Here is an 18925-nt window from a genome sequence, read left to right on the forward strand (position 1 = left end):
TTGCCGTCGCCGGATGCCCGTCGCAGCCTTTTCACGATTCTTTTTGCAGGTAACTCAAGCAATGGCACAACCACGCCGAACTTCGAAGCAATCGAAACAAGCCGGAGGAACATTTCTTGGAATCGTGCTGGGCCTGATCGTCGGCCTCGCGATCGCCGTGGTGGTGGCGCTCTACATCACGCGTTCGCCGTCGCCGTTCGTGTCGAAGGTCGCGCCGCCGCCGGCCGACAACGGCGCGAGCCAGCCGCAGCAGTTCGACCCGAACCGTGCGCTGCAGGGCAAGACGCCCGGCCAGCCGGTGCCGCAAGCCGCCCAGCCCGCGCCGCCGAACACCGCGCCCGGCCAGGCCGCGAACCAGACCCAGGGCGGCGGCCTGCTGCCCGAGCCGCAGATCGTCGAAGTGCCGCCGTCGGGTAACACGAACGGCGCCACCGGCTCGAGCACCCCCACCGCGTCGAACAATCCGTCGTCGGGCAACGGCGTCGCCGTCGCACCGAAGCCGGCCGACACCACGCCGCCGCCGAAGAAGACGCAACAGGCGCAGCAACAGCAGCAAGGCGGCGAGGACGACCTCGCGCGCTTCGCCGCGCAGAAGCAGGCGCAGCAGGCCGCCGCGCAAAAGCAGCAGCAACAGCAGCAGGCCGCGAACACGCCGAAGCCGACGTCGTCGGCCACGGCCGCAGCGGCAGCAGCAGCGAAGCCGCCGACCGCGAACGACGCGAACACCGGCTACTTCCTGCAGGTCGGTGCGTACAAGACGGAAGGCGATGCCGAGCAGCAGCGTGCGCGCCTCGGCTTCCAGGGCTTCGAATCGAAGGTGTCGAAGCGCGACGTCAGCGGCGTGACCTATTTCCGCGTGCGCGTCGGCCCGTTCTCGAAATTCGAGGATATGAACTCGGCCCGCCAGCGCTTGTCCGATGCAGGTGTCGATACGGCGGTGATCCGTTTCACGAAGCAGTAAGCAGCCGGCCGCACCCACGCAGAACCCGTTACGTTTCGTAACCCGAGCAACTGATTCGACGTCCACAACATGAAAAAACTGCTTAGCACGCTCCTTCTGTCTCTCGGCCTGGTTGCCGGCCTGGCCCAGGCATCGCCCGCCGCGCCGGTGTCCGGCAAGGACTTCGAGGTGATGAAGTCGCCGCAGCCGGTGTCCGCGCCGGCCGGCAAGGTCGAGGTGATCGAGTTCTTCTGGTACGGCTGCCCGCACTGCTACGAATTCGAGCCGACGATCGAGGCCTGGGTGAAGAAACAGGGCAACAACATCGACTTCAAGCGCGTGCCGGTCGCATTCCGTGACGATTTCCTCCCGCACTCGAAGCTGTTCTACGCGGTGTCCGCGCTCGGCATCTCCGAGAAGGTCACGCCGGCGATCTTCAATGCGATCCACAAGCAGAAGAACTACCTGCTGACGCCGCAGGCGCAGGCCGACTTCCTGGCCACGCAGGGCGTCGACAAGAAGAAGTTCATGGACGCGTACAACTCGTTCAGCGTGCAGGGCGAGGTGAACCAGTCGGCCAAGCTGCTGAAGGACTACGCGATCGACGGCGTGCCGACGGTCGTCGTCCAGGGCAAGTACAAGACGGGCCCGGCTTACACGAACAGCATCCCGGGTACCGCCCAGGTGCTCGACTTCCTCGTGAAGCAGGTTCAGGACAAGAAGCTCTGATCCCCGCCCGCGCGCCGGCATGACTACTCCGCTGAAGGTCTTCATCACCGGCGCGTCGAGCGGCCTCGGCCTCGCGATGGCCGAGGAATACGCCCGCCAGGGCGCCACGCTCGCACTCGTCGCACGACGCACCGATGCACTCGATGCGTTCGCGCGGCGTTTCCCGAAGCTGTCCATCTCCGTCTATTCCGCCGACGTGCGCGACGCCGATGCGCTCGCGACGGCCGCCGCGTCGTTCATCGCCGCGCACGGCTGCCCCGACGTCGTGATCGCGAACGCGGGCATCAGCCAGGGCGCCGTCACGGGCCAGGGCGACCTCGCGGCGTTCCGCGACGTGATGGACATCAACTACTACGGGATGGTCGCGACGTTCGAGCCGTTCGTCGGCCCGATGACGGCCGCGCGCCACGGCACGCTGGTGGGCGTCGCGAGCGTCGCCGGCGTGCGCGGCCTGCCCGGCTCCGGCGCGTATAGCGCGTCGAAATCGGCCGCGATCAAGTATCTCGAATCGCTGCGCGTCGAGCTGCGCCCGGCCGGCGTCGGCGTCGTGACGATCGCGCCCGGCTACATTCGCACGCCGATGACCGCGCACAACCCGTACCGGATGCCGTTCCTGATGGACGCCGACCGCTTCGCCGCACGCGCGGCGCGCGCGATCGCAAAGCAGCACGCGTTCCGCGTGATTCCGTGGCAGATGGGCGTCGTCGCGAAGGTGCTGCACGTGCTGCCGCGCTGGCTGTACGACCGCCTGTTCGAAAAGGCGCCGCGAAAGCCGAAGGCCGGCGCGCACTGAGTGCGTCGTGGATCCGGCGCGCGTCGCGCCGGATCGCTGTCAGGCCTCGGCCTGATCTGCATCGCCGTACCGCGCGAATCCGCGCAGGTCTCTACCCTCGTGTCGCATCACGTACCGCGCACCGCTGCCGCGATCCTGTGCGTTCCGTCGCTCACACCGCGCCGCGCATTTCCGTCACGCGTTCGAAGCCGCCCACCCCGTCCCGCCCCCTCGCCTCCTGCGCCGCGCTCGCACTATGCGAACCGCCGCATCAACACCCGTTCCGTCGCGAACGCAGCCGTTTTTCGGTCAATTCGCCGCGTTCCGGCGCCTTTTTTCACGTGTCGCGCGCTTTGACGGTATGCTGTTCGCCAGCCGCGCCGGCCGGTCCTCGACCGCGCCGCGCCCGCATTCCGACATCCAGCAAAAATCACAAGCCACGTGGGAGAACCTATGCACGTCAAGCTGTTCGCCGCGGCCGCGGTGGCCACGACCCTCGCCGCCCTTGCCGCCCCCGGCCTCGCCGCCGCCAAGCCGCTCACCGTCTGCACGGAATCGAGCCCGGACGGCTTCGACGTCGTGCAGTACAACTCGCTCGTCACGACCAACGCATCGGCCGACGTGATCTTCAACACGCTCGTGTCCTACGACGAAGCCGCGAAGAAGGTCGTGCCCGCGCTCGCCGACAAATGGGAAGCCAGCGCCGACGGCCTCACGTACACGTTCCACCTGCGCCCGAACGTCGCGTTCCAGACCACCGACTATTTCAAGCCGGGCCGCACGCTCAATGCGGACGACGTCGTGTTCACGTTCACGCGGATGCTCGACGATGCGAATCCGTGGCACAAGGTGGCCGGCGCGAGCGGCTTCCCGCACGCGCAGTCGATGGGCCTCGTGAAGCTCGTGAAGTCGGTCACGAAGGTCGACGACAGCACGGTGAAGTTCGTGCTGAACGAATCGAACGCGACCTTCGTGCCGATCCTGACGATGGGCTTCGCGTCGATCTACTCGGCCGAATACGCGGACCAGTTGCTGAAGGCCGGCAAGCAGGCCGACCTGAACGCGAAGCCGGTCGGCACCGGCCCGTTCGTGCTGAAGAGCTATACGAAGGACGCGCTGATCCGCTACGACGCGAACCCGACGTACTGGGGCACGAAGCCGAAGGTCGACCGGCTGATCTACGCGATCACGCCCGACCCGTCGGTACGCCTGCAGAAGGTGAAGGCCGGCGAATGCCAGATCGCGCTGTCGCCGAAGCCGCAGGACGTGCTCGCCGCGAAGGGCGAAAGCGCGCTGAAGGTCGTGCAGACGCCCGCGTTCATGACCGCGTTCGTCGCGCTGAACACGCAGAAGAAGCCGCTCGACAACGACAAGGTGCGCGAGGCCCTGAACCTCGCGTTCGACCGCGCGACCTACCTGAAGGTCGTGTTCGACAACACCGCGACGGCCGCGAACAACCCGTATCCGCCGAACACGTGGAGCTACGCGAAGGACGTCGCGCCGTATGCGTATGACCCGGCGAAGGCGAAGCAGCTGCTCGCGCAGGCCGGCTTCCCGAACGGCTTCTCGACCACCATCTGGACGCGCCCGACCGGCAGCGTGCTGAACCCGAACCCGAAGGTCGGCGCGGAACTGCTGCAGGCCGACCTCGCGAAGATCGGCGTGAAGGCCGAAGTCAAGGTGATCGAATGGGGCGAGCTGATCAAGCAGGCGAAGCTCGGCCAGCATGACATGCTGTTCATGGGCTGGGCCGGCGACAACGGCGATCCGGACAACTACCTGTCGCCGCTGTTCAGTTGCAACGCGGTGAAGTCGGGCATCAACTTCGCGCGCTTCTGCGACGCGCAGCTCGACAAGCTGATCGCCGACGGCAAGTCGACCGCAGATCAGGCCAAGCGCGCGAAGCTGTATGAAAGCGCGCAGAAGATCATCCACGACCAGGCGCTGTGGATCCCGCTCGGCTACCCGACCGCGGCCGCGCTCACGCGCACGAACGTGAGCGGTTATCACGTGAGTCCGTTCGGGCGGCAGAATTTCACGACGGTCGCCGTGCAGTAACCGTGCGTGGCGCGCAAGCGACGGCGTACGCGCCGCTCGCTTGCGGCCCGCGCGCCGCGCTTGCTACACTGCGCGCTCATTCCTCATACCGGACGCCAGCCAAAGTGAACAACTAAGCCTTCCCGAAATGTTTTCGCCGCCCGTGCCACGCACGCCGCGCGCGAAGGTCTTCACGCATTTTTGGAGGTGCTTATGGCTGCTGCCACGCCCACCGGCGCGCTCGTCGCGCTTCATCACGTTTCCTTCCGCTTCGACGACGGCGTCACGCTGTTCGATTCGCTCGACCTGTCCATCGACCGCACGCCGACCGGCATCGTCGGCCGCAACGGCGTCGGCAAGAGCCTGCTCGCGCAACTGATCGCAGGCCGCCGCGCGCCCAGCGCGGGCATGATCGAGCGGCATACGCACGTCGTCTACGTCGCGCAACAGCAAGATCACGACGATGCGGCCGCCGCCCCGCGGACCGTCGCGCAGATCGCCGCGCTCGATGCGCCGCTCGGCGCGCTCGCGCGTCTCGTGGACGGCCGCGCCGAGCCGCACGACTTCGACCTGATCGGCGATCGCTGGGATCTCGCGGAGCGGCTGCGCACGGCGCTCGACGCGGCCGGCCTGCACGACGTCCACGCCGACACGCCCGCGCACGCACTGAGCGGCGGTCAGCTCGCGCGCGTCGCGCTGATCGGCGCGCTGCTGTCCGGCGCCGGCCTGCTCGTGCTCGACGAACCGACCAACCATCTCGACGCACCGGGCCGCGCGTGGCTGCGCGCGGCGCTCGATGGCTGGCGCGGCGGGGTCGTCATCGTGAGCCACGACCGTGCGCTGCTCGCCGGCGTGCAACGCATCGTCGAGCTGACGCCGCACGGCGCGCGCTCGTACGGCGGCAACTACGCGCTCTACCGCGCGCAGCGCGACGCGGAGCAGGAAGCCGCGCACGCGGCGCTCGACCATGCGCGCACCGAGCGCGGCCGCGTGCGGCGCAGGCTCGAACAGGAACACGACACGATCCAGCGCCACGCGGCCGCGTCGCTGCGCGACGCGAAGACGGCCAACCTGTCGTCGATGGCGCGCCAGAACCGCAAGGGCGCCGCGCGCGCCATCATGGGGACGGTCCGACGTCATCAGAGCGACTTCAAGGCGACGCTCGACGAGCGCGTGCAGGAAGCGGCCGCGTGCGTCGAAGCCGACGCGCCCGTGCTGGTATCGCTTCCGGGCACGGAGATCAGCGCGCGCCGCCAGCTGTTCACGCTCGAACGCGCGCACCTGCCATGGCGCGTCGCGGGCGACACCGACGCGATCACTTGGTCGGCGAGCGGCGCCGTGCGCATCGCGCTGACGGGCCCGAACGGCTGCGGCAAGTCGACGTTGCTGAGGATGCTCGCGGGCGAGCTCACGCCGCGCTCAGGTACCTGCACGACGCACGTGAGCGCCGCGTATCTCGACCAGCGGCTCGCGCTGCTGGACCCGGAGCGCTCGATCGTCGAGCAACTGGGCTTGCTCGATACGCCGCTCGCCGAAGGCGACCTACGCAGCCGTCTCGCGCTGCTGCAACTCGACGCGACGCGTGCGACGCAACCGGCGCGGCAACTGAGCGGCGGCGAACGGCTGAAGGCCGCGCTCGCATGCGCGTTGTGGCGCGGCACGCCCGCGCAACTGCTGCTGCTCGACGAGCCGACCAATCACCTCGATCTCGAATCGGTGCGCGCGATCGAAGCGGCGCTGGCCGGCTTCCCGGGCGCGATCGTGGTCGCGTCGCACGACACCACGTTTCTCGCGGCGCTCGAACCGACGCACACGATGCAATGGCAGCGCGACGGGTGGCGTTACGAACCCGTCGCGTAAGTGAAGGTCACGATTGCTCGTCCGTCCGCGCATCGGACGATGCGGCAAACAACCGAGTGAAGAGTCGCTCCGATGCGCGCAAGCCTTCATCGGTCAGGACAACGGATTTCGCCTTGTTGACCGGATCGCCGATCAGCCCGCGCTCATGCAACCGGTTCAGCGCGTCCCAATCGAAGCTTTTCCACGCGCGATTGCCGTCGTGCAACGTCAGATGAAGAAGCGCGAGCACGGCGTCGTCGACGGCCTGCAGATCGATATTCATGTCGATGCCCTCCTTTCGTCGTGGTCGGATCACGCGTCGAGCTTCGCGAGCAGCTTGATGAAGTTGCGCTTCGCACGGTAAGTCTTGCGAATGGCTTCGAGTTCCACGTCGAATATCGCCTGCTGGCGATGCGCCACCCGCAGCGCCCGAATATCGCGCACGACGCCAAATGCCTCGTCGTACCGCGCATTGCCCGCGCCATGGTCGAGCGCGAACGGCAGATAGCGGTGATACAGCGCGATCGCCTCCTCTGGATGCGTCTTCGCACGCGCAGCGGCCATCGTCGGCCATACGAGGACATCGACCGGGCCGCCCTGAAACGCGTCCCACGCTGCGTCGTCGTCCCGTTCCGCCAGCAAAAGCTTCACCAGTTCGGCACGCGGCGGCGGCTCCCAGCGCCGTGCGCCGGTGTTCGGCCGCCCCGCCGTTTCCCGCTTGCGGGCGAGTGACTGCAGATGCGAAATAGCGCGCGCTTTCACGGCGGCATCTCGCTTGGTCCGCTTTGCCACCTTCATCAATGCACGGAATGCGTCGGCCGTCGGATGATGTGCAAAGCGTTGCCACGCGAGCTCGTCTGCCCGATCGAACGCGCGTCGACGCAAATACTCTTCGATGCAGAAGCCCAGCAGGCGATCGTCGTGCCGGTCCTTCAACTCGTGCATCCCGCGTTCGGCCCACGCCAGCCCTTCGTCGAACCGCCCGTGCTCCGCGCACAATTCCGCGATCTGCGCATACCGGTACGACGCCGACAGGTCCTTCGACCAGATGCGTATCAGCGCGTCGACGTCGCCGTCATGTTTCGCGAGCGTCTCCATCGCATGCTCCAGATTGTGGCGCACCGTGTCATGCGCGTACTCGTCGCGCTTGTTCGCCGGCCGCGTGGGCAGCACGGCCCAACTCTCCTCTACCCGCTCCCGATAACGGCTCAATCCCGCGTCGCCCAGCACCTCCGCGTAGGCCGGCAGCACATCGTGGAACGTATCCCACTGGCCTTGGGCCTGCAGGCGAAACAGCCGGTCGGCCAGCTTCACCGGATCCGGCCGCGTCTGAATGCACGCATCGAGATGCAGAGCGGCCAGTTCGCCGATGCCGGGCGCGACGCTGCCGTCCGAGTCGTCGATCTGTTCGAGGCTCGCTTCCGCGTCGGCAATCGCCCGCTCGGCGAGCTCGACGACCTGCTCGGCATGGGCGCCCGCCAGTTGTCGGCGCAGCATGTCGGCGAGTTCGAGCAGCCCTTCTCCAAAAATATGCGCTTCGTCCCAGCCAAGCGGCCGCGACACGCGGGCCATTTGCCGGACGGCAGTGCGCAGGCTCGCGATGTCGTCGGCGTTCGCGGCACGTGCGTCGAACAGCAGCCTGTCGCGCAACGATCGGTCGCGCTCGGCCGCGTCGAGCAGCCAGCGGCGCAACGCGTGCTCGTCGAGCGTCTCCAGATGATCGCGAATCAGCTCCGCGTGGGTCTTGCGTTTGCGCCGCGGCCGCTCCGGCTCGGGCGCTTCGGCGTGAAGAAGCGTTTCGCCGCGGTTCTCCAGCCACGACAACGCGACCGCCACCGCGTGCTTGCAGAATGCGCCGTCGTCACCGACCGGACAATTGCACGCATAGTCCAGCGTGTCGTCGTCGCCCACCGCGAATGCGACGTGATAGCGATACGTGCCGCGCACGGTCGCCGACAGCTCGCCATCGCGTTCGGTCAACCGCGAAACGACGCCGTCGCGATGGTAGGCTCGACCCCGTTCGAAGGATTTCGGGTCGGCCAGTGTCCGGACGGCCGACAACGTGATGAGGTCGGAGAGACTGACATTGCGTGGCATGACTGATGAAGCGTGTCGGGGCGGATGCGGCAATGATGAACAACCTGTACCCGCTCCGCAACAGGCAAACTCAGGCCCGTGCGAAGCGAATCACCCCGTCGCCGCCCTGCTCGCGCACGAGTTCGCCCGCGAGCCAAAGCAGGTTCAGGTGCGCGAGCGCCTCGCCGAGCGCGAACGTCATCTGGTGGATGTCGAGCTCGCGGCGGCGGAACATGATCGGCACGATATCGGCCGCGCTCATCGGCTGCTCCGCGCACGCGATGCGCACTTCGGCCAGACGCGCATCGTGGTGTTCGCGCAGTTGCGCGATGCGCGTGCGCACGCCGCGGAACGGCTTGCCGTGCGACGGCAGCACGAGCGTGTCGGGCGCCATCGTCTCGTAGCGACCGAGCGATTCGAGGTACAGCGCGAGCGGGTTCGCTTCCGGCTCGAGGTCGAACACCGACACGTTCGTCGAGATGCGCGGCAGCACCATGTCGCCGGAAATCAGCACGCCGTCCGCTTCGCTGTGGAGCGCGCAATGTTCAGGCGAATGGCCGAAGCCGGTGACCACGCGCCACGTACGCGCGCCGATCGTCACCGCGTCGCCTTCGCGCAGGCGCCGGTAGCGCGGCGGCACGGCAGGCACGAGGTCCGCGTAATAGCTGCGGCGGTTGCGCAGCTTGTCGAGCGCGGCCGGATCGGTCAGCCCGTGGCGCGCGAAGTGATCGGCGGCGGCCGCGCCGCCCGCGTTCGAACCGTTGCCGGCCGCCATCAGGCAGCCGAACAGGTATTCGCCGAGCGTCATCCACAGCCGCACGTTCCAGCGGCCTTTGTCGCCGCCTTCGCACAGCCAGTTCGCGAGGCCGAAGTGATCGGGGTGGCAATGCGTGACGAGTACGCGCAGCACGGGCAGGCCGTCGAGCTGCGTGTCGAAGATCTGCTCCCAGTGCGTGCGAATCGCATCCGACGCGATCCCGCAATCGACGACCGTCCAGCCGGCCTGCCCGTCGATCTCGTCGCGCAGCAGCCAGAGATTGATGTGATCGAGCGAGAACGGCAGCGGCATGCGCAGCCAGCGCACGCCGGGCGCGACCTCGAACGTGTCGCCCGCGGCGGGCAGCGTATCGGCGAAGGGGTAGTCGAGTTGGTGTTCCAGGGCATTCATCGGTGGGGCGTCTCGTCGTTATCGGTGCGAATGCGCGCCGGCGACAGGCGCGGCGGGCGGTGCGTCGATTCTATCGCCGTCGCGAAAAACGCGTGCCCGGCGAGCGCCGGGCGGCCCAAAAAAGTTCGTGTCAGAATCGGTTCTATACCCGTATCTTTACGCGAAGATGCACTGAACGGCGCCCAACGGCGATCAACACGCCGATTGGCGATCGTTCGCACATCACCTCAAAAGTCATTGAAACGCCGACTTGGGCGCTAAAATGGCGGGTGCTTACAGCCCCTTCCGAACGAGCCTGCACGCGATGAATCACTTCCCCAAACTGCTGTCGTCGCAGATCGGTTTCGACGTCGCGCAGACGATGCTCGAATACTTCGATCGCCATTACCGGATCTTCCGCGAAGCGGCGGTCGACGCGAAGACGCTGTTCGAGCGCGGCGACTGGCACGGGCTGCAGCGGCTCGCGCGCGAGCGGATCACGTCGTACGACGATCGCGTGAAGGAATGCGTCGAGGTGCTGGAAGACGAATACGACGCGGAGAACATCGACGACGAAGTGTGGCAGCAGATCAAGCTGCACTACATCGGGCTGCTCACGTCGCACCGCCAGCCCGAGTGCGCGGAAACCTTCTTCAATTCGGTGTGCTGCAAGATCCTGCACCGCTCGTATTTCAGCAACGATTTCATCTTCGTGCGCCCGGCGATCTCGACCGAGTATCTGGAGAACGACGAGCCGGCCGCGAAGCCGACCTACCGCGCGTACTACCCGGGCACCGACGGGCTCGCGGTCACGCTCGAGCGCATCGTCACGAACTTCCAGCTCGAGCCCCCGTTCGAGGATCTCACGCGCGACATCGGCTGCGTGATGCAGGCGATCGACGACGAATTCGGCCACTTCGACGAAGCGCCGAATTTCCAGATCCACGTGCTGTCGTCGCTGTTCTTCCGCAACAAGAGCGCGTACATCGTCGGCCGCATCATCAACGCCGACCGCGTGCTGCCGTTCGCGGTGCCGATCCGCCACGTGCGCCCGGGCCTGCTCGCGCTCGATACCGTGCTGCTGCGCCGCGACCTGCTGCAGATCATCTTCAGCTTCTCGCATTCGTACTTCCTCGTCGACATGGGCGTGCCGTCCGCGTACGTGGATTTCCTCTGCACGATCATGCCGGGCAAGCCGAAGGCCGAGATCTACACGTCGGTCGGGCTGCAGAAGCAGGGCAAGAACCTGTTCTACCGCGACCTGCTGCACCACCTGTCGCATTCGAGCGACCGCTTCATCATCGCGCCCGGGATCAAGGGCCTCGTGATGCTCGTGTTCACGCTGCCGTCGTTCCCGTACGTGTTCAAGATCATCAAGGATCAGTTCCCGCCGCCGAAGGAAACGACGCGCGCGCAGATCATGGAGAAGTACCAGCTCGTGAAGCGCCACGACCGCCTCGGGCGGATGGCCGACACGCTCGAGTATTCGAGCGTCGGGCTGCCGCTCGCGCGGCTCGATCACGCACTCGTGCGCGAACTCGAGAAGGAAGTGCCGTCGCTGCTCGAATACGAGGACGACAAGCTCGTGATCAAGCACCTGTACATCGAGCGCCGGATGACGCCGCTGAACCTGTACCTGCAGAACGGCAGCGACGCGGACGTCGAGCACGGCGTGAAGGAATACGGCAACGCGGTGAAGGAGCTGATGAAGGCCAACATCTTCCCCGGCGACATGCTGTACAAGAACTTCGGCGTCACGCGCCACGGCCGCGTCGTGTTCTACGACTACGACGAGATCGAGTACCTGACCGACTGCAACGTGCGGCGCGTGCCGCCGCCGCGCAACGAGGAAGACGAGATGTCCGGCGAACCGTGGTATACCGTCGGCCCGCACGACATCTTTCCGGAAACCTACGGGCCGTTCCTGCTCGGCGACCCGCGCGTGCGCGGCGTGTTCATGAAGCATCACGCGGACTTTTTCGATCCCGCGCTGTGGCAGGCGAGCAAGGACAAGCTGCTGCAGGGCGAATTGCCCGATTTTTATCCGTATGACGCGGCGCTGCGCTTTTGCGTGCGCTACCCCGCGCGCTTCGGCGCGACGGGCCGGAACGACGGCGGAGGCGACGCGCAGCGCGCCGCCTGACGCCGGCAACACCGAATCCCATATCGACCCGATTTCCGCCAACGGAATCCACACCGATGACTACCCAAGACAATCCGCTTTCACATCTGTTCGACAACAACGATGCCTGGGTCAAGCGCCAGCTCGCCGACGATCCCGATTTCTTCGCACGGCTCGCCGACCAGCAGGCGCCGGAATATCTGTGGATCGGCTGCTCGGATTCGCGCGTGCCGGCGAACCAGATCATCGGCCTGCCGCCGGGCGAAGTGTTCGTGCACCGCAACATCGCGAACGTGGTCGTGCACAGCGACCTGAACTGCCTGTCGGTGATCCAGTTCGCAGTCGACATCCTGCGCGTGAAGCACATCATGGTCGTCGGCCACTACGGCTGCTCGGGCGTGAACGCGGCGCTGCACAACCGCCGTGTCGGCCTCGCGGACAACTGGCTGCATCACGTGCAGGACGTGCGCGAGCGCCATGCGGCACTGCTCGACGAATGGCCGGTCGGCGAAGCGCGGTATCGGCGCCTGATCGAGCTGAATTCGATCGAACAGGTCGTCAACGTGTGCCGCACGACGATCGTCAACGACGCGTGGGCGCGCGGCCAGTCGCTCACCGTGCACGGGCTCGTGTACGGCGTGCACGACGGCCGGATGCGCAACCTCGGGATGTCCGTGTCGAACTTCGACGCGCTCGACGCAACCTACAGGCGCTGCGTGGCGGCGCTGACCGCACGCGGCCAGCATGCGCCCGACAACGACATGGTCGCGGCGGATGCCGCGCAACTCGACGGCGTCGCGCAGGCGGTCGCCGCCACGCTGAAGCCGTGCGACGACGCGCAGTAACGCGCCGGCCGCCTGGCGGCGGCTGCCACGCGGGCGCGGCACGCATCGAACGGATCTGACACCGGCACTGCCTCGGCGGCGCCAACCAAAGGAGCCACGGGCATGAAAACCGTATTGATCGTCGGCGCATCGCGCGGCCTCGGCCGCGAATTCGTCCGGCAATACCGGCGCGACGGCTGGAACGTGATCGCCACCGCGCGCGACGCGGCGTCGCTCGACGCGTTGCGCGCGCTCGGCGCGCAGCCGCATGCGCTCGACATCGCGCAGCCCGAGCAGATCGCGGCGCTCGGCTGGAAGCTCGACGGCGAGCGGCTCGATGCGGCCGTGCTCGTGTCGGGCGTGTACGGACCGCGCACCGAAGGCGTCGAGACGATCACCGCCGAGGATTTCGACGCGGTGATGCATACCAACGTGCGCGGGCCGATGCAGTTGCTGCCGATCCTGCTGCCGCTCGTCGAGGACGCGCGCGGCGTGCTGGCCGTCGTGTCGAGCCGGATGGGCAGCATCGCCGAGGCGACCGGCACGACCGGCTGGCTGTACCGCGCGAGCAAGGCCGCGCTGAACGACGCGCTGCGCATCGCGTCGCTGCAGACGCGCCATGCCGCGTGCATTTCGCTGCATCCCGGCTGGGTGCGCACCGACATGGGCGGCGCGCAGGCCGCGATCGATCCGGAAACGAGCGTGACCGGCATGCGTCGCGTCATCGCCGAATCCGGTTCGGACGTGTCCCAGGCGAACGGCCGGTTCTTCCAGTACGACGGCGTCGAGCTCAGCTGGTGAGCGGCGCCGGCAACCGAGCGTTGTTAATTCACATTTCGCATGATTTTGAACCGACCTGACGCGTGCCCGTGCGGCGGCGCGTCCCCCGCGCCCGCCGGCAAAGCGCCAGCGCCGCGCTACGCGGCCTGCTGCGGCCGCTTCATCGACGGCGGCGAGGCCGCCCCGACCGCGCTCGAATTGATGCGCTCGCGGTACAGCGCGTACGTGCTCGGCGCGACCGATTACCTGCGTGCGACGTGGGCCGCGCGCACCTGCCCGCCCGATCTCGACACCGACCCCGAAGCGCCGGACGCGCCGCGCTGGCTGGGCCTCGCGGTCAAACGCCACGCGCCGCTCGACAACCGGCACGCGGAGGTCGAATTCACGGCCCGCTACAAGGTTGGCGGACGCGCGTACCGGCTGCACGAGACGAGCCGATTCGAGCGCGACGAGCACGGATTCTGGCGCTATGTCGACGGCGAAGTAAGTGAACGCTGACAAATAGTTGCCATGTCAGACGCCGGGTAATTCCCGCATTGCACAACCTGATTTTGTCGGGCTACGATGGCCTCGAATTGGTCATGTTGCGTGGCAGGGCTTACGGATGGCGTTCAGCAAGGTATTGGTGGGATGGATGGCGGCCTGTGCGCTGTCGGCCGCTCAGGCCGGTACGCTGCCGAGCGTCAATACGGGTGCAGGCACCCGCGGATCGCTCGCCCATGCCGAGCACTTCGATTACGGCGACTCGAACCTGCCGCAGGTCAGCGCCGACCTCAACGAACAGATCCTCCGCATTCCGGCCGACGCGTCGGGCGCCGTCACACTCGAGGCGACGCTCTTCAAGCCGAACGGCCCCGGCCCGTTCCCGCTCGTCGTCTTCAACCACGGTAAAAATACCGGCGATCTCCATCTGCAGCCGCGCAGCCGGCCGCTCGCGTTCGCGCGCGAATTCGTGCGCCGCGGCTATGCGGTGATCGCACCGAATCGCCAGGGCTTCGCCGGTTCGGACGGCACGTACCAGCAGGAAGGCTGCAACGTCGGCAAGAACGGCCTCGCGCAGGCCGCCGACGTCGATGCGACGGTGCGTTACATGTCGCGCCAGCCGTACGTCGATGCGTCGCGCATCGTCGTCGCCGGCACGTCGCACGGCGGGCTCGTGTCGGTCGCATACGGCACCGAAGCCGCAGCGGGCGTGCGCGGCATCATCAACTTCTCCGGCGGGCTGCGCCAGGACCTCTGCGACGGCTGGCAGCGCAATCTCGTCGAGGCGTTCGACCACTACGGCGCGCACACGGCCGTGCGGTCGCTGTGGCTGTACGGCGACAACGATTCGGTATGGACGCCCGCGCTCGTCGCGCAGATGCACGATGCGTACGTGTCGCATGGCACGCAGGCCCTGTTCATCGATTTCGGCCGCTACAAGGACGACGCGCACCGGCTGATCGTCGATCGCGACGGCGTGCCCGTGTGGTGGCCGGCCGTGCACGCGTTCCTCGCCGAACTGAACCTGCCGACCACGGTGCGCTATGCGGTCGCGGACCCGCACGAGCCGAAGGCCACCGGCTATGCGTCGATCGATGCGGTCAACGCGGTGCCTTATGTCGACGAAGCGGGCCGCGAAGGCTATCGCCGCTTCCTGAACCAGCATCCGAGCCGCGCGTTCGCGGTGTCGTCGGAAGGCGCGTGGTCGTGGGCCGAAGGCGGCGACGACCCGATGGCGCTCGCGCTCGACAACTGCGCGAAACAAGGCGCAGGCGCGTGCCGGCTGTATGCGGTCAACGACCGCGTCGTGTGGAACGCCACCACGACGCAAACGGCCGACAACGGCGACGATCACACTCGCGACGCCGATACGCGCGCACTGGCTTCGCGCTGACGCGCGGCTGTCGTTCTTCCGCTCCCGCTTCGCGCCCGTCCATTCAAGGTCATCGCGGCGCGCCACCGCCTGCTCGTCAAATCGAGCACACACTGCGTAATGCTCGTTTTTACGAGCAATCGACTTGAATTCGCGCCGGATTTCGTCCCGTCGCCCGGCCTTGCGCCGCCCCCGTCGATCGGACAATCCGCGAAGCAGGATCGCCCCTTGTCGCCGCAAACACCGCACCCTCATCGCTCCCCATATTTCGCCGCTGAATCGCGCCCGTCCCGCGATTTTTTTCTGTCGGGGGGTGTCACTCGAACGTCGTCATCTGCGTGCATTTCGCCCGATCCGCCGCGTTCCGTTCCGAGCACCGCCGAACTGCGCCGAACTCCCGCCCGACAAGGCTTTGCGGCGTTTGTAACCGCTAGTGCAACGTCCGGCGGAACACGCTAATCTCTGCGCGTTTCGTGTCCCGCCGCGCGGCATCCCGTCGATGCCGCGCGGTCGTTTTTACCCCCGGAGTCGCCTTGAGTACGCCAGCCACCGACGACTGGGTCGCGCGCAGCCTGCGCGCGGTCTGGCATCCCTGCACGCAGATGAAGCATCACGAGCGCCTGCCGCTCGTCCCCGTCGCGCGCGGCGCGGGCGTGTGGCTGTATGACCGTGACGGCCGCCGCTACTTCGACGCGATCAGCTCGTGGTGGGTCAACCTGTTCGGCCATGCGAACCCGGACATCAACGCGGCGCTGAAGGACCAGCTCGACACGCTCGAGCACGCGATGCTCGCCGGCTGCACGCACGAACCGGCGATCGAGCTCGCCGAACGGCTGCATGCGCTCACCGCGCGTACGCTGGGCCATGCGTTCTTCGCGTCGGACGGTGCGTCGGCCGTCGAGATCGCGCTGAAGATGAGCTTCCACGCGTGGCGCAACCGCGGCCGCGCGAACAAGCAGGAATTCGTCTGCGTCGCGAACAGCTATCACGGCGAGACGATCGGCGCGCTCGGCGTGACCGACGTCGCGCTGTTCAAGGATGCGTACGACCCGCTGATCCGCCACGCGCACGTGGTCGCGTCGCCCGATGCGCGCGGCGCGCTGGCGGGCGAGACGGCCGCCGACGTCGCGGGCCGCGCGCTCGCGGACGTGCGGCGCCTGTTCGTCGAACGCGGCGACCGGATCGCCGCGCTGATCGTCGAGCCGCTCGTGCAGTGCGCGGCCGGCATGGCGATGCACGATCCGTCGTACGTGCGCGGGCTGCGTGCGCTGTGCGACGAATTCGGCGTGCACCTGATCGCCGACGAGATCGCGGTCGGCTGCGGCCGCACCGGCACCTTCTTCGCGTGCGAGCAGGCCGGCGTGTGGCCCGATTTCATGTGCCTGTCGAAAGGGATCAGCGGCGGCTACCTGCCGCTGTCGCTCGTGCTCACGCGCGACGACGTGTTCGCGGCGTTCTACGACGACGACACGACGCGCGGCTTCCTGCACTCGCATTCGTACACGGGCAACCCGCTCGCGTGCCGCGCGGCCGTTGCAACGCTCGACCTGTTCGCGCGCGACGACGTGCTCGCGCGCAACGCCCGCAAATCGGCGACGCTGCGCGCGGCGCTCGCGCCGCTCGACGCGCATCCGCACGTGCGCCACCTGCGCGAGCGCGGCACGCTGTTCGCGTTCGACGTCGCGCTCGACGGCGACGCGGCGCGCGGCTTCTCGCGGCGCTTCTTCGAACAGGCGCTCGCGCGCGAGCTGCTGCTGCGCCCGATCGGCACGACCGTGTACCTGATGCCGCCGTACGTGATGAGCGACGACGACATCGCGTGGCTCGCGCAGCGCACGCGCGACACGCTCGACGCCACGCTGGAGGACCTCGGCCGATGAGCCTGCTCGACACCCTGCAACGCGGCCTCGCCGAGCTCGACGCCCAGGGGCTGCGCCGCGTACGCCGCATCGCCGACACCGCATGCGACGCGCGCATGACCGTGAACGGCCGCGAAATCGTCGGCTTCGCGAGCAACGACTACCTCGGCCTCGCCGCGCATCCGGCGCTCGTCGCCGCCTTCGCGGAAGGCGCGCAGCGCTACGGCTCCGGTAGCGGCGGCTCGCACCTGCTCGGCGGCCATTCGCGCGCGCACGCCCGGCTCGAAGACGAACTCGCGGGCTTCGCGGGCGGCTTCTCCGATGCGCCGCGCGCGCTGTACTTCAGCACCGGCTACATGGCGAACCTCGCCGCGATGACGGCGCTCGCCGGCAAGGACGCGACGATCTTCTCCGACGCACTGAACCACGCATCGCTGATCGACGGCATGCGGCTGTCGCGCGCGCACGTACAGGTCTATCCGCACGCCGATACGGCCGCGCTCGCCGCGCTGCTCGACGCATCGGAGGCCGAAACGAAGCTGATCGTCAGCGATACCGTGTTCAGCATGGACGGCGATATCGCGCCGCTCGCCGAACTCGTCGCGCTGGCCGAACGCCACGGCGCGTGGCTCGTCGTCGACGACGCACATGGCTTCGGCGTGCTCGGCCCGCAGGGTCGCGGCGCGCTCGCGGCCGCCGCGCTGCGTTCGCCGCATCTCGTGTACGTCGGCACGCTCGGCAAGGCGGCCGGCGTCGCCGGCGCGTTCGTGATCGCGCATGAAACCGTGATCGAATGGCTGATCCAGCGCGCGCGCAGCTATATCTTCACGACCGCCGCGCCGCCGGCCGTCGCGCATGCGGTATCGGCAAGCCTGAAGGTGATCGCGGGCGACGAAGGCGACGCGCGCCGCGCGCACCTCGCCGCGCTGATCGAACGCACGCGTGCGCTGCTGCGCAACACGCGCTGGCAGCCGGTCGATTCGCACACGGCCGTGCAGCCGCTCGTGATCGGCAGCAACGACGCGACGCTCGCGGCGATGCGCGCGCTCGACGCACACGGCCTGTGGGTGCCCGCGATCCGGCCGCCGACGGTGCCGGCCGGCACGTCGCGGCTGCGCGTGTCGCTGTCGGCCGCGCATTCGTTCGACGATCTCGCAAGGCTCGAAGCCGCGTTGATCGAAGCCAGCGAGGCAGCCGTATGACCACCGCCCCGCTCTCCGTCTTCGTCACCGGCACCGACACCGAAATCGGCAAGACCTTCGTGTCGGCCGCGATGCTGCACGGCTTCGCGCGGCACGGCCTGCGCGCGGCTGCGCTGAAGCCGGTCGCGGCCGGCGCGTACGAACGCGACGGCGTGTGGCGCAACGAGGACGCCGACCAGCTCGACGCCGCCGCGAACGTCGTGCTGCCGCCCGAGCTGCGCACGCCGTTCCTGCTGAAAGCGCCGGCCGCGCCGCACATCGTCGCCGCGCAGGAAGGCGTGACGCTCGACCTCGACACGATCGTCGCGTGCCATCGCGAAGCGCTGACGCGAGCGGACGTCGTCGTCGTCGAAGGCGTCGGCGGTTTTCGCGTGCCGCTGAACGACACGCAGGACACCGCCGATCTCGCGGTCGCGCTCGGCCTGCCCGTGGTGCTCGTCGTCGGCGTGCGGCTCGGCTGCATCAGCCACGCGCTGCTGACCGCCGACGCGATTCGCCAGCGCGGCCTCACGCTCGCCGGCTGGGTCGCGAACCACGTCGACCCGGCCATGTCGTTCGCCGACGAGAACGTCGCGACGATCCGCGACTGGCTCGCGCGCGAACACCGCGCGCCGCTCGTCGGCCGCATCGCGCACATGACGCCGGCCGCCCCCGAATCCGCCGCGGCGATGCTCGACATCGCCGCGCTCGTCGAGTCGCTGCGCACCGCGCGGCATTGACCAACCGATCCCCCAATCCCGCCC

General features: G+C 67.8%; 16 protein-coding genes. 13 read left to right on the forward strand and 3 right to left on the reverse strand.

Annotated elements, in window-relative coordinates; all coding sequences use genetic code 11:
* The first annotated feature begins 61 nt into the window (after positions 1-61).
* The 5 genes from HWW87_RS26930 (at position 62) to HWW87_RS26950 (ending at position 6338) form a co-directional block, all read left to right on the forward strand.
* Positions 62-961, forward strand: coding sequence for an SPOR domain-containing protein (locus HWW87_RS26930; RefSeq protein ID WP_175822868.1), 900 nt, complete (start codon positions 62-64; stop codon positions 959-961).
* 69 nt (positions 962-1030) lie between these two features.
* Positions 1031-1669, forward strand: a complete 639-nt coding sequence (locus tag HWW87_RS26935) for a thiol:disulfide interchange protein DsbA/DsbL (protein ID WP_174431741.1) — start codon at positions 1031-1033, stop codon at positions 1667-1669.
* A 19-nt stretch (positions 1670-1688) separates the two neighbouring features.
* Entirely contained in the window at positions 1689-2462 is a 774-nt protein-coding gene (locus tag HWW87_RS26940) for an SDR family oxidoreductase (RefSeq protein WP_174389888.1), read from the forward strand.
* Positions 2463-2894: 432 nt separating this feature from the next.
* Positions 2895-4499 (forward strand): ABC transporter substrate-binding protein, encoded by a 1605-nt coding sequence (locus HWW87_RS26945; RefSeq protein ID WP_175822869.1) that lies wholly within the window; start codon positions 2895-2897, stop codon positions 4497-4499.
* A gap of 192 nt (positions 4500-4691) precedes the next feature.
* Entirely contained in the window at positions 4692-6338 is a 1647-nt protein-coding gene (locus HWW87_RS26950; protein WP_175822870.1) for an ABC-F family ATP-binding cassette domain-containing protein, read from the forward strand.
* A 7-nt stretch (positions 6339-6345) separates the two neighbouring features.
* Here HWW87_RS26950 and HWW87_RS26955 read toward each other — a convergent pair whose 3' ends face one another.
* From HWW87_RS26955 to HWW87_RS26965, 3 genes are all read right to left on the reverse strand, one after another.
* Positions 6346-6600, reverse strand: coding sequence for a DUF6429 family protein (locus HWW87_RS26955; RefSeq protein ID WP_175822871.1), 255 nt, complete (start codon positions 6598-6600; stop codon positions 6346-6348).
* 29 nt (positions 6601-6629) lie between these two features.
* Positions 6630-8414, reverse strand: a complete 1785-nt coding sequence (locus HWW87_RS26960; RefSeq protein ID WP_175822872.1) for a DUF6880 family protein — start codon at positions 8412-8414, stop codon at positions 6630-6632.
* Between the two features lie 70 nt (positions 8415-8484).
* Positions 8485-9561 (reverse strand): MBL fold metallo-hydrolase, encoded by a 1077-nt coding sequence (locus tag HWW87_RS26965; RefSeq protein WP_175822873.1) that lies wholly within the window; start codon positions 9559-9561, stop codon positions 8485-8487.
* 304 nt (positions 9562-9865) lie between these two features.
* Here HWW87_RS26965 and aceK point away from each other — a divergent pair, with 304 nt between their 5' ends.
* From aceK to bioD, 8 genes are all read left to right on the forward strand, one after another.
* Positions 9866-11683, forward strand: a complete 1818-nt coding sequence (aceK, locus tag HWW87_RS26970; RefSeq protein WP_175822874.1) for a bifunctional isocitrate dehydrogenase kinase/phosphatase — start codon at positions 9866-9868, stop codon at positions 11681-11683.
* Between the two features lie 56 nt (positions 11684-11739).
* On the forward strand, positions 11740-12507 hold the full coding sequence (gene can / locus HWW87_RS26975) for a carbonate dehydratase (RefSeq protein ID WP_124464809.1): 768 nt from the start codon (positions 11740-11742) through the stop codon (positions 12505-12507).
* Between the two features lie 102 nt (positions 12508-12609).
* Positions 12610-13287 (forward strand): SDR family oxidoreductase, encoded by a 678-nt coding sequence (locus HWW87_RS26980; RefSeq protein WP_059585396.1) that lies wholly within the window; start codon positions 12610-12612, stop codon positions 13285-13287.
* A gap of 39 nt (positions 13288-13326) precedes the next feature.
* Positions 13327-13764, forward strand: coding sequence for a YchJ family protein (locus HWW87_RS26985; protein ID WP_175822875.1), 438 nt, complete (start codon positions 13327-13329; stop codon positions 13762-13764).
* A 106-nt stretch (positions 13765-13870) separates the two neighbouring features.
* Entirely contained in the window at positions 13871-15142 is a 1272-nt protein-coding gene (locus HWW87_RS26990; RefSeq protein WP_175822876.1) for a CocE/NonD family hydrolase, read from the forward strand.
* Between the two features lie 512 nt (positions 15143-15654).
* The gene (gene bioA, locus HWW87_RS26995) at positions 15655-17001 is read left to right on the forward strand and encodes an adenosylmethionine--8-amino-7-oxononanoate transaminase (RefSeq protein ID WP_175822877.1); all 1347 of its coding nucleotides are present in this window, start codon (positions 15655-15657) and stop codon (positions 16999-17001) included.
* Positions 16998-18182 carry an 8-amino-7-oxononanoate synthase gene (gene bioF / locus HWW87_RS27000; protein ID WP_175822878.1) on the forward strand — a complete coding sequence of 395 codons (1185 nt, stop codon included), beginning with the start codon at positions 16998-17000 and terminating at the stop codon, positions 18180-18182. The genes bioA and bioF overlap by 4 nt, the downstream gene beginning before the upstream one ends.
* Complete coding sequence (bioD, locus tag HWW87_RS27005; protein WP_175822879.1) at positions 18179-18901, forward strand: dethiobiotin synthase; 723 nt, start codon at positions 18179-18181, stop codon at positions 18899-18901. The genes bioF and bioD overlap by 4 nt, the downstream gene beginning before the upstream one ends.
* Positions 18902-18925 lie beyond the last annotated feature (24 nt).

Origin of the sequence: Burkholderia sp. BCC0419 (genome assembly GCF_902830285.1) — a bacterium.
GTDB lineage: Bacteria > Pseudomonadota > Gammaproteobacteria > Burkholderiales > Burkholderiaceae > Burkholderia.

Bases quoted from the DNA above. Each gene is read 5' to 3' on its own strand.
- HWW87_RS26985 (WP_175822875.1), top strand. From the start codon at position 13,327: ATGATTTTGAACCGACCTGACGCGTGCCCGTGCGGCGGCGCGTCCCCC.
- bioF (WP_175822878.1), top strand. From the start codon at position 16,998: ATGAGCCTGCTCGACACCCTGCAACGCGGCCTCGCCGAGCTCGACGCC.
- HWW87_RS26940 (WP_174389888.1), top strand. From the start codon at position 1,689: ATGACTACTCCGCTGAAGGTCTTCATCACCGGCGCGTCGAGCGGCCTC.
- HWW87_RS26965 (WP_175822873.1), bottom strand. From the start codon at position 9,561: ATGAATGCCCTGGAACACCAACTCGACTACCCCTTCGCCGATACGCTG.
- can (WP_124464809.1), top strand. From the start codon at position 11,740: ATGACTACCCAAGACAATCCGCTTTCACATCTGTTCGACAACAACGAT.
- HWW87_RS26945 (WP_175822869.1), top strand. From the start codon at position 2,895: ATGCACGTCAAGCTGTTCGCCGCGGCCGCGGTGGCCACGACCCTCGCC.
- HWW87_RS26960 (WP_175822872.1), bottom strand. From the start codon at position 8,414: ATGCCACGCAATGTCAGTCTCTCCGACCTCATCACGTTGTCGGCCGTC.
- HWW87_RS26980 (WP_059585396.1), top strand. From the start codon at position 12,610: ATGAAAACCGTATTGATCGTCGGCGCATCGCGCGGCCTCGGCCGCGAA.
- aceK (WP_175822874.1), top strand. From the start codon at position 9,866: ATGAATCACTTCCCCAAACTGCTGTCGTCGCAGATCGGTTTCGACGTC.
- HWW87_RS26930 (WP_175822868.1), top strand. From the start codon at position 62: ATGGCACAACCACGCCGAACTTCGAAGCAATCGAAACAAGCCGGAGGA.
- HWW87_RS26990 (WP_175822876.1), top strand. From the start codon at position 13,871: ATGGCGTTCAGCAAGGTATTGGTGGGATGGATGGCGGCCTGTGCGCTG.
- HWW87_RS26955 (WP_175822871.1), bottom strand. From the start codon at position 6,600: ATGAATATCGATCTGCAGGCCGTCGACGACGCCGTGCTCGCGCTTCTT.
- HWW87_RS26950 (WP_175822870.1), top strand. From the start codon at position 4,692: ATGGCTGCTGCCACGCCCACCGGCGCGCTCGTCGCGCTTCATCACGTT.
- bioD (WP_175822879.1), top strand. From the start codon at position 18,179: ATGACCACCGCCCCGCTCTCCGTCTTCGTCACCGGCACCGACACCGAA.
- HWW87_RS26935 (WP_174431741.1), top strand. From the start codon at position 1,031: ATGAAAAAACTGCTTAGCACGCTCCTTCTGTCTCTCGGCCTGGTTGCC.